Source organism: Pseudidiomarina mangrovi, from assembly GCF_003999375.1.
GTDB classification, from domain to species: domain Bacteria; phylum Pseudomonadota; class Gammaproteobacteria; order Enterobacterales; family Alteromonadaceae; genus Pseudidiomarina; species Pseudidiomarina mangrovi.
The window spans coordinates 299,973-315,476 of sequence record NZ_RJLC01000014.1; the positions used below are offsets into that span (position 1 = coordinate 299,973).

The 15,504-nt window shown below is 50.2% G+C and carries 11 protein-coding genes; 8 read left to right on the forward strand and 3 right to left on the reverse strand.

The genetic code is table 11. The annotated features are described in order from the left end of the window. The first annotated feature begins 116 nt into the window (after window positions 1-116). Genes EFO84_RS07300 through EFO84_RS07310 form a run of 3 tightly spaced genes read left to right on the forward strand, consistent with a single transcriptional unit; the run spans window position 117 to window position 1,991 of the window. The gene (locus EFO84_RS07300) at window positions 117-629 is read left to right on the forward strand and encodes a GNAT family N-acetyltransferase (protein WP_127347386.1); all 513 of its coding nucleotides are present in this window, start codon (window positions 117-119) and stop codon (window positions 627-629) included. Window positions 630-673: 44 nt separating this feature from the next. After that, on the forward strand, window positions 674-922 hold the full coding sequence (locus tag EFO84_RS07305; protein ID WP_127347387.1) for a DUF6868 family protein: 249 nt from the start codon (window positions 674-676) through the stop codon (window positions 920-922). A gap of 16 nt (window positions 923-938) precedes the next feature. Beyond that, window positions 939-1,991 (forward strand): DNA-binding protein, encoded by a 1,053-nt coding sequence (locus tag EFO84_RS07310; RefSeq protein ID WP_127347388.1) that lies wholly within the window; start codon window positions 939-941, stop codon window positions 1,989-1,991. 24 nt (window positions 1,992-2,015) lie between these two features. Here the strand turns inward: EFO84_RS07310 and EFO84_RS07315 are convergent, their stop codons facing one another. Next, a complete protein-coding gene (locus EFO84_RS07315; RefSeq protein ID WP_127347389.1) occupies window positions 2,016-3,071 on the reverse strand; it encodes a S66 peptidase family protein in 1,056 nt (351 codons plus the stop codon). Window positions 3,072-3,217: 146 nt separating this feature from the next. Here EFO84_RS07315 and EFO84_RS07320 point away from each other — a divergent pair, with 146 nt between their 5' ends. Genes EFO84_RS07320 through EFO84_RS07340 form a run of 5 tightly spaced genes read left to right on the forward strand, consistent with a single transcriptional unit; the run spans window position 3,218 to window position 9,845 of the window. Next, a complete protein-coding gene (locus EFO84_RS07320) occupies window positions 3,218-4,591 on the forward strand; it encodes a M14 family zinc carboxypeptidase (RefSeq protein ID WP_164742402.1) in 1,374 nt (457 codons plus the stop codon). 27 nt (window positions 4,592-4,618) lie between these two features. Continuing rightward, entirely contained in the window at window positions 4,619-6,199 is a 1,581-nt protein-coding gene (locus tag EFO84_RS07325; protein WP_164742403.1) for a serine hydrolase, read from the forward strand. Continuing rightward, the gene (alr, locus tag EFO84_RS07330) at window positions 6,200-7,303 is read left to right on the forward strand and encodes an alanine racemase (protein WP_127347392.1); all 1,104 of its coding nucleotides are present in this window, start codon (window positions 6,200-6,202) and stop codon (window positions 7,301-7,303) included. It begins immediately after the preceding gene. 32 nt (window positions 7,304-7,335) lie between these two features. Continuing rightward, window positions 7,336-8,736, forward strand: a complete 1,401-nt coding sequence (locus EFO84_RS07335) for a C40 family peptidase (protein ID WP_127347393.1) — start codon at window positions 7,336-7,338, stop codon at window positions 8,734-8,736. A gap of 11 nt (window positions 8,737-8,747) precedes the next feature. Continuing rightward, window positions 8,748-9,845, forward strand: a complete 1,098-nt coding sequence (locus EFO84_RS07340; protein WP_127347394.1) for a dipeptide epimerase — start codon at window positions 8,748-8,750, stop codon at window positions 9,843-9,845. A gap of 13 nt (window positions 9,846-9,858) precedes the next feature. Here the strand turns inward: EFO84_RS07340 and pbp4b are convergent, their stop codons facing one another. Both pbp4b and EFO84_RS07350 read right to left on the reverse strand, forming a co-directional pair. After that, complete coding sequence (gene pbp4b, locus EFO84_RS07345) at window positions 9,859-12,318, reverse strand: penicillin binding protein PBP4B (RefSeq protein ID WP_127347395.1); 2,460 nt, start codon at window positions 12,316-12,318, stop codon at window positions 9,859-9,861. A gap of 92 nt (window positions 12,319-12,410) precedes the next feature. After that, window positions 12,411-15,260 (reverse strand): TonB-dependent receptor domain-containing protein, encoded by a 2,850-nt coding sequence (locus EFO84_RS07350; protein WP_205701958.1) that lies wholly within the window; start codon window positions 15,258-15,260, stop codon window positions 12,411-12,413. Window positions 15,261-15,504 lie beyond the last annotated feature (244 nt).

Consider the following 15,504-nt stretch of genomic DNA (forward strand, 5'->3'; position numbering starts at 1 on the left):
ATGACTTTACTCAACCAGAAATGGGTGTTAACAGCGCTAGCTATGCTGGCTTTTGCCGGTAACTTCATTCTCGGTGGCGTTTACTTCGTTATCTGCCATAACTCCAGAGCGCCATTATGAATAACAACCTGCAGTTGACCACCGAGCGGCTGACCATTAGGCCGTTTACCCTAAGCGACGCCGCGTTTATTGTGAATTTGCTGAACCAACCCAGTTTCATTATGAACATTGCAGACAAACAGGTTCGCAGCGTGGCCGATGCCGAAAACTATCTACTGAATGGCCCGCTTGCCAGTTACCAACAGCATGGTTTTGGCTTATGCCGGGTGGCGCTGAAGCAGTCAGATACGCCGATTGGTATGTGCGGCTTGTTAAAGCGACCCGAACTGCCCCATGCCGATATCGGCTATGCTCTGTTGCCTGATTTTTGTGGCCACGGCTATGCTTTTGAAGCCGCGCAGGCGGTGTTAAAAAGCGCGCGCCAGTTGGCCACCATTTTAGCCATTACCAAACCCAACAATGTCAGCTCAAATAAGCTGTTGGTGAAGCTTGGTTTTCAAGCCCAAGGCCAGCTAGAAATCTATGGCGAGCAAAATAATCTCTACCACTATCAAGCGCCCGCGCCTTAATCTGCTATAACTAAGGTAGTCTTCGTTACCTAGAGAGAAAGCCGATGAATAGCTTACACATTCAAGATTTCCTGCTGTATTGTTTGCTTGTTAATTACGCAGTTTTGTTGCTTTGGTGGGTACTTTTGATCGCTGGTGGCGAGCGAATTTATAGCTTACACCGACGCTGGTTTGCTCTCACCAATGAGCAGTTCGCAACCATTCACTACAGTGCGATGGCGGTTTACAAAATTCTAGTGATTGTCTTCAATGCGGTACCTTGGCTGGTGCTTTGGTTGATGTCGAATAACTAACAAGTAATTAGAGAGTATGAACAAACCAGAAAACACTGAGTTTGAGCTGACAAACTTCGGCCATAAGGACGAATATGGCCGCCAGGTTCGGATTGAACATCGCACCCGCTATACTCGAGTAAGTCGCACCAGTGCAGCAGCGCTGCGCGCACAAGTGCAAGCAGCAGGGGTTAATTTAACGGTTAATTCCAGTCACGGCGTGCGGTTATCGAAAGGCGTGTTGAAAGGTACGCAGGTAGCGCTACAAGATGGTCAATTTCGGCTACGTGGTCGTTATGGCAAAGGGCCAACCAAAATAAACCTAGCAAAAAGTGGGGTGACACTATCAACGCGTAATCAGTTGGGTAGTTTTAACTGGATCAAGCCTAACCGTTCATCGGCTAAATTATTTGGGGTGCAGGTACGCGGTAAGAAAGCCGCGCAACTACAACTGGTATATATGCTATTTTTGCTGCTGTATCAGGCTATTATCTTGCTTGCCAATACCGTGGTCATGCTCCTTAAGCTGGTGTGGTTGGTGGCTCAGCAGCTCTATCAGGGACTACTCGCGGCGATGCGTTGGCTTGCTGCCCGCCGAGCCGCTCTCATGCAATCGCGACAACGCACGGCACTAACAAAAGCGCTGTTGGATGCCGACCTGCTCCCGACCAAAATAGTGCAAGCCATACAAGGTTGGACACCGCTTCAACAACAATCAGCCATACTATGGATTATTGCTGCGTGGGGTCAGGGTGACTCCGATCTCAGTCTAGTAACTCGCTGGCAAAGTGAGGCAGATAAGGCCGACTTCAAGACACCAGAGTTAACAGAGGCATTTGCTAGGCTCGCCGATATTGCACCGCAATTGAATGCGTTTACCGTGAGCTTTGACTCACGGCAGCTACGGCAAGACGAAATGCGTTTACTCACATGGTTGGCGCAACGCTTGCCTAAAACGCAGATCACGCTTGACTGGTTGCTTGATTTAGACGAGTGGCTAGTGCTAAACCAAGGCGGCCGATCAGCCCTGCAAGTGGCTATGTTTGATCGTTTAATGGCTTGTTTAAGTGTGGGTGTTGAGCCGCCATAGCAATCCCAGCCATTTGGTCATAATTTATCGCACCGCCGGCATCATTAGTGTCACGGTTGCAGCATCGGCATCTAGCTCTACCGGAAGGCCCATTGGCAAAATATGATTTTTACGAATATGACCAAATTGCGCACCGGTATAGGTCGGAACCCCGAGTGGCTTGAAGTAGTGTTCAAACACTTCATGTAAGGTAAAGCTGCCAAACCCGTTACCGGGGTCACAATCGGTGCAATGACCAAAAACTATTCCGGCTACACCGTCTAAATGACCGGCTAATTGTAGCTGCGATAAGAAGCGGTCAATGCGATAGATATCCTCCCCAACATCTTCGAGGGCCAGAATTTTACCGCGCAGATCGGGGAAAAACGGCGTGCCGACAAGGCTTGCGAATACCGTAAGATTACCACCCATCAAAATACCTTGCGCACGACCTGAGTTGATGGTGGTGGTACGGTTGGTCATCATGGTGAGGGTTTTTTCTTGTTCTTTGTAATTCTGCATGGTGGTCATTTTGCCATCGATCAGCACATCGCGTACCTGTTGCGCTTGAAAGTCTTCCCAATGCGAATAACCATTCGGGCCATGAAAAGAAACGAGACCAGTTTTTACATAGATGGCATTGATTAGCGCGGTAATATCGCTGTAGCCCATCAATACTTTATGGTTGCGACTAATCATTGAGTAATCAAGGAGATTGAGAATGCGATTGCAGCCCCAGCCACCGCGGACCGCTACCACGGCATCAACGCTTGGGTCAGCAAAAGCTTGATTGACATCATCAGCGCGCTGTTGATCGGTGCCGGATAAATAACCAAAGCGGCCAAATACATGCTGCCCCAGTTGTACCTTGAAACCCATGGCCTCAAACGATTCTTTGGCAATAAAGATGTAATGGCGATCGGGCAGCGCACTGGCAGGCGCGACTAAGCGAATGGTGTCACCAGCTTTTAACGCTTTTGGTAATAATAGCGGCTGTTCTGGCGCTGCCATTTGCAGGAGCGGTGTAGCCAGTATCTGCGTTGGCAAAGCGCTTGCTACAGCACCGGCCGTCAGTGCTTTGATAAATCCACGTCGATTCATAGCGGTTTATTCTCCTATTGTTGACTTTCAACTAGCACACCCTTTAGTCTGCATCCTAGATGGTAATTCATGTAAATTAAAGTCTTCTTAATGGTTTGGGCGGATTCATGATTAAGCGTTTGCTCACTTTTATAATGGTGCTCAGTATGACGGTCATGACGAGTGCCCCACAGGCTCAACCTATGCATCAAAAACGCCTTGCTGCCGACCCAGCAGATCAATTTGTGGTTGCCGAATTAGCACAACGCCAGTTGCGCCTAGCTGATATTGAAGGGCCGCTCGATGCCTTGGCAGCCAGCAAATGGATCAGCCGGCAGGTTATTGGTCAGTCGTTTGAGGGCCGCCCGATCTATCGTCTAACGGTCGGTCAGGGCGATACCGTGGTGCTGATGTGGTCGCAGATGCATGGCGATGAATCGACCGCTACGGCCGCGGTGCTGGATTTACTCCTGCGGGTTGCGCAGGATGACGACTGGCGATCCACTTGGATAGATAAGCTCACCCTACATATCATTCCGATGGTGAATCCGGACGGTGCCGAGCGTGCGCAACGGGAGAGTGCGCAAGGTATTGATATCAACCGAGATGCACAAGCGCTACAGACTCCAGAAGCGCGTTTGCTGCGCCAGCAAGCGGAACAACTTAAACCTGCCTTTGCTTTTAACTTACATGACCAGAATGATTATTATGCCGTTGGCGGCTCCGTGTATCCTGCAACCATTTCGGTGCTGGCGCCAGCGTTTGATGTGAGTAAATCGGTCAATGCTAGCCGCCAGCGCGCCATGCAGGTCATTGCCGGACTGATGACAGTAATGGACACTCACCTACCAGGACACACTGGGCGCTATAACGATACCTATGAATGGCGCGCCTTTGGTGACTTATTCTCAGCATTTGGTATCAGTACCATTTTACTGGAGTCGGGCGCCTATTTTAATGACCCCGATCGGCAGGTGGCGCGAGCCTTGAATCGGGCGATGCTCAGCCAAGCACTGCTCGATATTGCCAATGAATCCAATCGTGATGCCGATGTTGAACGTTATTGGCAGATCCCGCTGAATCGCACTAATGGCTTTCACGATCTGCTGATTGACGATCTAACAGTGTCAGCTGAACAGCAGTCTTATCAGGTGGATATCGCTATTCGCCGAACTAAAAACCGCAGTCACGGCCGGATTGAGAGTGTGGGTGACCATTCTACCGTCAATGCGTTCGAACGTTTCAATGGCCAAGGGCTGAGCTATCGTGTGGGGAATGGCTATGCTATTCCGGCCACTGGGTTATCACTCGAGCATAGCGACTATCAGCAGCTGCTGCAGCAGGGTTATAGCCATTTTATGGGTGACCAAGCGCTGCTGCAGGTCAAGACGCCATGGCCGGTGCTTGTTAATCCGGCTAGACCGCCCAGCGCCCAGCCCCAGCCCGATGAAAATGCGAGTTTTTTTCTTGCTCAAGGTGCTCGTATCACCCATGCCGTGCTGCAGGGGCAGTTATTCGAGTTAACGGATGCCGGGCAGTAACCTTCTTATGTATGGAGTAGCATGACTATGATAGACCGATCGCTTATGCATTTGCTGATCGCTGTCAGCTTACTGATATCGGTGGCTTCCAGCCACGCTAGTCAACCGAGTGCTGAGCAGCTAGCGCAGCGTATTGATCAAACCGTTGCCGAGGTCATGGCGAGCTATGCGGTACCTGGCGTTGCCATTGCCGTGGTGGAAGGGCAGCAGGTGGTATTTGCCAATACCTATGGGGTGCAGGAACACGGACTCCCAGCGCCAGTCACAGCCAATACCTTATTTAAGATAGCCTCGGTCAGTAAAAACTTTACTAGTGCGGCGCTGGCGCTGCTGATCGATGAGGGCAAGTTGAGCTGGGATGATCGAGTTATCGATCATTTGCCAGAGTTTCGTACCTCCGATCCGTGGATCACTGCAGAGTTTCGCGTGCGCGATTTATTGATCCACAGTAGCGGGCTTAATTTGGGAGCCGGCGATTTAATGTTTTGGCCAACGCCCAATGACTTCACTCGCGAGGATATTCTCAAAGGGCTAAGATACTTACCCATGGATCGCGGTTTTCGCTCTCGCTATGCCTACGATAACATTCTGTACGTATTAGCCGGTGAGCTAACTGAGCGAGTCGCCGGTATGGCGTGGGAAGATTTTGTCGAGCAACGCTTGTTACAGCCGTTAGGTATGACCGCCTGTTTTGCCGGTATTGTACCTGAGGCGCAACGCTCATTGTTAGCGCAGCCCCATGGCGATATCGACGGGGTGCCGACAGTGGTGCGCCGTGATTTTGCTGATCAACGTATTCCCTCAGTGGCAGCGGGCGGCATGCGCTGCAGCCAAAGCGCGATGATCGAATGGATGAAAATGCAGTTAGCGCAGGGCCGTTATAGCGATGACGAAGGCAACCAACAGACCCTAATAAGCAGTAAAAATCATGCGGAAATGTGGAAACCACAAACACTGACTCCAGTGGGCTCGCAGGCTAAGCAATGGAACAATACCTTATTTGGCGCGTATGGTTATGGCTGGCGAATTAACGATGTCGATGGTTTGTTGCTGATTCATCATACTGGCACCCTGCACGGCATGAATGCTTACCTTGCCTTTCTACCGCAGCGTAATGTTGGCTTCTTAGTGTTATTGAATAAATCCAATAGTGATGCCCGTACTGCCTTGATTCAAACCTTGATTAAAAGCTACACCAGCAGTGAGCAACAGGACTGGGTCGCACAAACCAAAGCTTGGCGCGCACAACAGAATCAAAGACGGGCCGAACGCTTTACCGAGCCAACCACACAAGCGGTTGATCCAGCTTTGATAGCGCCGCTACTCGGATATTATCGAGACCCTTGGTTTGGTGACATTAGTATTGAGCAGCACCAGCAATCATTGCGGTTACGCTCGCATCGCTCGGCTCGTATTGCTGGCGAGCTATTTCACGTCAGCGGCACCACGTATGTAGTGCGGTGGGACGACCGAACCCATGAAGCCGATGCCTATGTGCGCTTCACCACCAGCATGAATGGCGCTATTGAAGGTATGCTGATCGAGAAGATTGACCCGGCGGCTGATTTTAGTTTTAACTTTGAAGATTTGCGCTTGCGGAAACTTTAAATGGCCGACCATGCGCTTACTTATCGCCCTACTCGCGCAGAAATTGACCTTACCGCGCTGCGTCATAATGCTCAATTAGCACGTCAACTCGCCGCTGGGCAAGCCTTGTTAGCGGTGATTAAGGCCAATGCCTATGGGCATGGCAGTGCCGCGGTTGCGGCTGCGCTTGAGCCTTATGTGGATGCGCTGGCAGTGGCTTTTATCGATGAGGCGTTGCAGTTACGGCAAGCTGGCTGCCGGCTGCCTATTGTGTTGTTAGAGGGCTGTTTTAGTGGCGCTGAGCTACCGTTGTGTGAAGCCTATAATTTGCAACCGGTACTGCATAATCAGCATCAGCTCGAGCAATTATTAGCAAGCCCGCTGCAAACGCCATTAAAGGTTTGGTTAAAAGTCGATTCAGGCATGCATCGACTGGGCTTTTCTAGTGTTGAAATCGCCGCAGTGAGCCAACGCTTGGCGGCGGCCAAGCAAGTGGCCGAAGTCACCTTAATGACCCATTTTGCCAATGCCGAACAGGCCGAACACCCGCTGAATAACCGCCAGCTCGCCGAATTTGAGCCATTAACCAGGTCTGCTAATCATCTGAGTTTGGCCAATAGTGCGGCCTTATTACAGCCTTTTGGCAGCTTGCAGCAGCCGGACCAACGGCGCTGGTGTCGGGCCGGCATTATGTTGTATGGCATTGATCCGGGCTTGCCTGGAGGCACTGCCGCATTAAAGCCCGTGATGCGTCTGGTTGCCCCAGTCATTGGTTTGCGTCAGGTGAAACAGGGGGATGCGGTCGGTTACGGTTCGCGCTGGTGCGCTCCTCGTGATAGTGTCATTGCCACCGTGGCAATCGGTTATGCTGATGGGTATCCGCGACACGCGCCGAGCGGAACGCCAGTTTGGGTCGCCGAGCAACGGTTGCCATTAGTGGGCACTGTGTCCATGGATATGATCACCATTGATGCGACAGCTTATCCTCAGTTAAAGCTGGGTGATGAGGTGGAATTATGGGGCGCTCGGCTCCCTGTTAATGAGGTGGCACAATGGGCTGGTACCATTGGTTATGAATTAGTAACTCGGGTCGGCGCTCGTGTGCCGAGAAGCTATCAAGGCTAGTTTGTAGAAATTGAGGTAAAGGATATTTAGTTATGCGTGTTGTCGTTTGTTTATTGCTCTTGTTATTGGCGGGTTGCCAGCCAATACCCAGCACTGATGCCTTAACTGATGGCATTGAGCCAGCAGCGCAGCATGATGTGCTTGGTGTCAGCACCGCGCAGTTACAGGTTGATTATTGGTTAGCTAAGCGACCGCAGCCTGATGCAGTGCTGCTCAACGCTGATGCTATTGAAGCCTTTAATCAGCAAACCTATGCCCTGCAGCCAGAAATGGTGAAGTTATCATCGTTGCCGCAGGCATGGTCCGCTGAGCAGTTACAGCAGGCTATTGACAGCATTAGTCGAGTACCCAAATATCCACGGTTTTATGCTAATGGTCAGCAAGCGAGCGAAGCTCAGCTGGCTGATTATCGGGCGGCGGCGAATATCGCTGGGGTACAGCAAGAAAACCCGATTCGGTTTGGGCTAGCGCTACAGCGAGCCGCTATGCGGACTTTTCCAACCAACGATAAGTTGTACAGTGCGGTCGATGATTTGGATATCGATCGTTTTCAAGAAACCGCAGTTTTTCCTGGCTGGCCCTTAGCGATTGTGCACACCAGTGCTGATGGCCAGTGGTATTTAGCGCAGTCCTATCATTATTTGGCATGGATAGAAGCACGCTATGTGGCGCTTGGTGAACGCCAGAGTGTCTTGGCCTACGCTGAACGGCAACCATTTTTGCAGGTCACAGCAGCAAAGGCTTGGACCAACTATAATCCGCATCAGCCAGCGCATTCTGAATTGCAGTTGGACATGAGTACTCGTTTACCGCTATTGACCGCTGCCGAGGTGGGTACCGCTTTACATGGCCAAAATCCCTATGCCAGTCATGCGGTGCTGCTCCCACAGCGCGATAGTGCCGGTCAATTAACTTTGGCACCGGCGTTGATCGCACGGCATCAAGCCACCCAGATTGGCTATTTGCCCTATACTGAGGCAAATATTCTGCGTCAGGCATTCAACTTTTTAGGCGAGCGCTATGGTTGGGGGCATGACTACAATGCGCGTGATTGCACAGGATTCGTTTCTGAGGTGTATCGTACCATGGGCATTGAAATGCCGCGCAATAGTGGCCAGCAGGGCCATGGTGAATTTGGCCATAATATTCGCTTCGAGGCGGACACGCCGGTGGCGGAAAAATTGCAGTACTTAGCCGAATTAAATGTGGGTGATTTACTCTATTTACCCGGCCACGTGGTGATGTATATCGGGCACGTTGGCGATGAGCCATATGTGATTCATGATGTGCATGGGTTGCGTTATCGTGATGCCGATGGTAACCCGTATAAAGGTATTCTCAATGGTGTGTCAGTGACGCCTTTGACTACGTTGTATGTGAATGAGCAGGATAGTTATCTCAATCGCATTTATGCGATTAAATCGATTCGTTAACGCAGGTTGCTATGAATATCACGAAGATTGAATTACGGCGCTTACAAGTACCATTGATCACGCCATTTAAGACGGCGTTGCGCACAGTCAATGCCGTACATGACATTATCGTGTTGATTCACACCGACAGTGGCCATATTGGCTACGGCGGTGCAGCTGCCACCGTGGTGATCACCGGTGACAGTCATGGTGCTATTATTGCCGCGATTGAGTCGGTGATTGCGCCACAGCTAATAGGGCAATCGATTTATGCCTTTAACCAGTTGCTGCAGCGCTTACACAGCAGCTTGGTGCATAATACTAGCGCCAAAGCTGCGGTCGAAATAGCCTTATATGATCTCTGGGCACAAGCCCATCAACAACCGCTATACCGTATGCTTGGTGGTGGTGCTCATAGCGGGCAATTAGAGACCGACGTGACCATTAGTGTGGATAGCATTGATAAAATGCTAGCCGACAGCGAGCATGCGCTAGCTCGTGGTTACCGTACCTTAAAAATAAAAATCGGCACCAATCTGCACGACGATATAGCCAGGGTAACCGCAATCGCCGAGCACGTTGCTGGGCGGGCGAGTTTACGTTTGGATGTCAATCAGGGCTGGACCGCAAAGCAGACCGTGTATGCTATGCAACAGTTGGAGCGCGCAGGAGTAGAGCTTGAACTGGTCGAGCAGCCGGTACCAGCGCATGATATCGCGGGTATGAAATTTATTACTGAGCGTGTGCTGACGCCAGTGATGGCCGATGAAAGTGCGTTTGGCCCACGTGAGGTATTAACGCTGTTACAACAAGGCGCTGCCGATATCATCAATATTAAATTGATGAAAACTGGAGGACTATCAAAAGCGTTATGGATTGCTGATTTATGTGCGCTCTACGGGGTCGAATGCATGATCGGTTGTATGCTAGAAAGTAGTGTTAGTGTGGCTGCCGCCGCTCACTTGGCCGCAGCAAAAAGTCATGTGATCACAAAAGTTGACCTCGATAGCCCAAGTTTAGCCAGTACTCAGCCAGTCCTTGGTGGTTGTCTTTTTGAGGCTGCAAGCATTCAGCTCAATCAAACGCCCGGGCTTGGTATTAGCGCAATTCCATCGTTGCAGCCGCTATAACTTAGCGGCCATGCTAGCGATGTAACAGTGCTTCATAAATAGCACTGATAATACTCCCATAATTACCCGTCTCTTGGGTTTTACCAAGGAACTGATAACCATTTTCTGGCTCATCAACAATTGGGCTGTGACGCGCATTAGTGAGTAAGATAATGCCAAGATCAAGGGCCGGGTCAATCACTGTCGCTGTGCCTGTCCAGCCAGTATGGCCATAGGCGCTGGCGCTTGCATAGGGGCCAAAATGCCAACGCAACTCGCCATCGGCAGCACGGCGCCAGGCTAAGCCGAAGCTGTGGTCGCGTTCATGCGGTTTACTGAAGGCTTCGACAATACTGCGGTTAAATAATTGAACATCACCATAGCCGCCGCCATTTAACAGGCTTTGTATCAGTACCGCGAGATCGGCTGCGCTGGTAAATAACCCGGCATGTCCGGCCACACCATGAAACGAGTGAAAGGCCTTTTCATCGTGCACTTCTCCTTGCAACGTATAAGCGCGCACATTGGGGAAGTTTACCCGTCCACCACGACTATTACCGGCCAATTCGGTGGCTGCTATATGCTCCGCTTTACGGCCTTTCTGCAACGGATTAAACAAGCTATTACGCAGCCCTAAAGGCGCATAAATCTGTTGCTCAACGTAATCATCAAGGGGCATGCCACTAATGCGCTCAACCAGCAATCCGAGTAACATAAAATTGGTGTCACTATAGCGCGCCCGCATGCCGTTGCTCAGTTGAAATGGAACTTTGTTGAGCAATAACTGCTCGGTACGTTGCTTTTGCTGTGAGAATAGCGCGCGACCGAAAGCATTGTCCGGATCGTGAAAACGCACTTGTGCGTCATAGCCCGATTGATGTGTCAGCAAATCACGAACTAAGCGCGCCTCACGGCCGTCACCGCGATATTCCGGCAGATAGTGATATAGCGGCTGATTGAGGTCTAACAAACCACGGTCAACCAATTGCATGATAGCTAAACCTGTGGCGAAGGGCTTGGTATTAGAAGCCACATCAAACAGCGTATCTAGGGTCATTGGTGATGGCTTGATCAGCATTTGGCCCTGCTGGTCATAGCGCCGCGCATAACCATAAGCCGTATGTTTGATGATAGCGCCATCTTTGATTACCAGCAGCACAGCACCGGGGAAGCCATTGTCGATATCAGCCTTGATAAGCGCATCGACTTGTTCAAAGGTATTGCTGTAATCAGCAGTGCGATCGATTAATTGCGGATATGGCACGGTTACTTGAACTTCTGCATCAACCGGCTCAATAGCCGCTACATGCAGTGTATTAATACCAGTATGGGTGCGCCGCGACAGACTATAGTTATAGCTCTCTCCGGCTTTCAGTGGGGTTGCCAAGGATAGCTGTTGACCATTCACTAAAATACTCACCTTAGCATCGCGATTGCTTTTTAATTCAATACTGCCGCGGCCCTGATAGGCTTTAAAAGGCAAACGGTCATTGACCAGAGACCGATCAGAACGCTCACTCTCAGTTTCTGGAAAACTCCGGTCAATTTGCCCTTTGCGTAGCTGTGGTGGCTCACCCACCTCAGTCATGAATTCTAGTTCATGTTGATAACGTTGCCACAGCGGTTGCAGTTTTTCAGGGAAATAGCGCTCAAGCAAAGCGAATACAGCGGCGGCGGTATAACTATTGGCGCGGCCATCGACTTGCCAAGGTAAAAAATGCATTTGAAACGCATTCAAAGTTGCTTCGGTCAGCCTATCATAACGACCGGTTTCAATGATGCCATAACCATAAGCGTTTAACGCCGCTTGGAGTAAGCTCAGACTCGGTTGTTGTTGATTAAACTGCAGCCAGTAATGGCTTAAACGTGGTTGTTCGTACCAAGCGCCAATACCATGCTGATAGAGCTGATACCAAGGAAAACGCGGGCCTGGGTCGCTCTTACGCAGCGGTGCTATATCGGCATGACCGACTACTGCAGTGGCGTGAATATCAGGATTACGTGCCAGAATATCTTTAGCTAAATCAATAAGTAACTCAATTTGCATGGGGTCATAGTCAGGATAGCTACAGAGCCGGTGCGGAGCATGTTCGCTGCGCGTAGAGCTGACGCTATGGTCCCATTGGCATTGCGGCACATTAACAATTTCAATCCCAATAGAGGTATCGTTGAGTTGCTCGCGACCCTGCCAGTAACTATCGCCGGCGTGCCAAGCACGGTCCTGCTCAGCCACCAATTGCATGACCTTGAGTTGTTGCTCAGGATAACTGGGGTCTAGTCGTTGTGGTATCAGGTAGTGCGAACTCAGCCCTGGTGCCGGCACTAAGGCTTGCACGCTGTCGGCGTAATCGATAGCGGTGTAGTGCAATACTAGGCTCTTGATACGGCGGTCGTAATTTTCCGAGGGTAGCTGCTGATAACTGGTACAGGCAGTTAACCAGATTATGCTAGCAAACAGCAAACTAGAGCGTGTTAACGTGCGGGCAATGCGCATTAGCTTGTTCCGTAATTGGTTTTCCCAGATGTTGTTCGAAAACAAATGCGGCCAGCCGAGGCTGACCGCATTGAGTACCTAACCAAGGTTGCTTAGAACTTGTAGTTAACCTGCAAGGTATAAGCGCGGCCACGTGGGTCGGCAACCCGCGGCTCCCAGCCTGCACCAGCAGAGAAATCGTTCTGGTGTGCTGTGAATGGCGGATCACGGTCTAACAAGTTTTTGATACCGAAGATGATATCGAAATCGTCAAAGCCGTTGTAGCCCAAGCTGTAGTTGTAGGTAATGTAGTTGCCTACTTTACGGTCCCACTCAGCCGGGATATAGCTACCGTTACGAACGCTTACTGGCAGCTCGTCATTGTAGCCGCTACGATATAGCTGGCTAAAGGTATGGGTGAAATCACCTTTGCTGTAACCGAGTGTGAAGGTGTGCTTCCATTTCAACGGTAAGTTGAAGAAGCGCACGTGATCACCGACTAAGTTATCGCTGTAGGGCAGGGTATCAAGACCACGAGTTTTGAAGCTCAAGATATGGCTACCATTGAATTTAGCAGTCCAACGACCGCCATCGTATTCACCGGTAAGGTTCATATCTAATTCAATACCCTGAGTCTTGCTACCACCTGAGTTTACAAAGCGGCGGTCAATAGCAGTTACACGACCATTGGCATCACGAATCCAGTTATCTTCAAACTGATCGTAGTTGCTGATCAGGATATCACGTGGCGCACTACGGATAGTGTTACGACGCTCAATTTCCCACCAGTCAACGGCGATATTGAAGTCATTGGTAGCGGCATAAACAAAACCGAAGCTGCTTTGCTTAGCTTTCTCTGGCTGCAGAGTATCTTTACCACCAAAAATCTCATTCGGTTGGATCAGCGCACAGCCTGGAATGTTTTCGTTTGCCACACCACTCGGACAGGTGGCTGGGTCAGCGAGGTCAAGACCGGTATAAGCCAGTTCTTGCACACCGTTAAACAACTGGTTGAACGATGGTACTTTAAAGCCTGAACTGAAAGCCCCGCGGAACATTAAGTCTTCAGTTGGGCGATAGTTGAACGACACTTTCGGGTTAGTGGTGCCACCGAAACCGCTGTAATGGTCATAACGACTTGCCAAGGTCACGGCAAGACTATCGGTAAATGGCAAATACGCCTCTACAAACACCGCTTTGATATCGCGCGATACGTTATCAAGAGCATTAGCGTTATCAAAAGGCGCTAAGAAAATTGAACGCATTTCAGTACGCTCATCGCCATTAAACTCAAACTCTTCGCGACGTAAATCGGCACCGATCGCAACTTGCACTAAACCGCCACCAAGTTCCATCGAATCCACATCGCCAGAAATTACCGCATCAATTTGGGTAGTACTACTTACGCCACCGTACAGTTTCACCCCACGCGCTGAAGCGGCGGCAAGATCTTGCATGGCTGCTGCAGTTTGTGATTGTCCTGGTAACAGGAATGGGTTGAGGTTACCGCCACCGAGCGCTGCTACAAATGCGTCGGTGAAGTAGTAACCGCCACCAAGGAGCGATTCAGATTCGTTTTCTGAGTAACCAAAACCAACTGCGTAATCCCAGGTGCCAACCATACCTTCGGCGCCGAATTGCAGACGATATGAATCGGTGGTGGTTTCAATTTCACGGTTACCACATGGAATACAGCGCCAGCGATAAGCAATAGGTTGGCCGTAATTAAGTTGTGCAGGGTCGAAATATGCGGCAAGAGCATCATAAACTAGGTCATATGAAGCACCTGTGCTTGGGTACCATGATGATGGTCCAAAGGTTGAACCTGGTGATACCTGATAGGCTTCAAACGATTTCGCGACGTCTACACGAGAACCTACTAATTCAACGAATACTTCGTGGTTATCGGCAACGGCGAAGGTTGCGCGAGAGACAAAATCGACACTTTCTTGCGGTTGCAAAATACTTTGTGCTTGCGGGTAATCCCAGGCACAGGCGTATTTCGAGCCAGCAACGCCCCATAACCGGTAATCATAAGCACCCATCAAGTCACCGCCGCTTTCACAGCCAGCTGCGCCAGGGAGGTTTAGAATGTTTATGGCTGACATGGTGCCGCCACCTGCTGGGTCAGTCAAGCCGGTACCGATAAGGTTTGGTTGGCTGGCGCCACGGTTAAATACCGTTGCAAATGGGGTGCCGCGGGTATCAGGTGACAGGCCGCGCTCTGGTTGGAAGGTATTGGCGAAATCACGGTCGATACCACGTAAAACGGTATTTTTCTTGTACGATACGGTGGCAAATACGTTGTAGCCATCTTCGATTAGGTCACCGGCACCAAATAATGCACTGGTACGGTAGATATTGCCGCCACCGGCTTCGGTCACGTCGACAAAGGCAGATACATCGGCACCTTGGTAATCACGTTTAGTGATAAAGTTAATTACCCCGCCGATCGCATCAGTACCATATACTGCTGAGGCACCGTCACGTAGCACTTCAACCCGCTCGAGGGCAGCAAATGGGATGGAGTTAAGGTCTACCGCACGACCTTTAAGGCCATGGGTAGCAACCCGACGACCGTTCAATAAGACTAACGTGGCGTCAGCGCCTTGGCCGCGCAGGTTGGCACCAGAAACACCGTTGTTGCCACGTTGTTCGGCAGAAACGATACCGTTGTTACTGGCTAGGTTATCGGCCCCGTTACCGGCGATGTTGAGTTGTTGCATCAACTGCTCGGCTGAAGTGATACCTTGCGCATCAATATCAGCACGGGTGAATACGGTCAGTGGTAAATCGCCTTCCAACGTAGTTCGTTTAATACTTGATCCGGTTACACGAATACGCTCGACATTTTTACCATCTTGGTTTTCTGCATTACCATCTTGGTTTACATCTTGGGCTAGTACAGGGCCACAAACCAGTGACGTTAAACTCAGCATGAGTGCTATTTTATTGAGTTTCACGGGCTGTTCTCCACTTAGTTGTCAGTTGATTTTAGTTAATTATTATTAGGTTATGCTATCTGATAAGCAGACAACCCCAGTCGTGCGCGAGGCTTCTCCCAAAGCATACCGTTCTGGAACTTGTTTGCGTTCTCTTGTTAGGTATAAGCTAAAAAATAAATTATTCAAGCTTTTTAACTCTAGCCACTCTAGACCCGAGTGTCAAAAAAATCCACTATAATGGTCCGGCTGGGGTGATAATCAG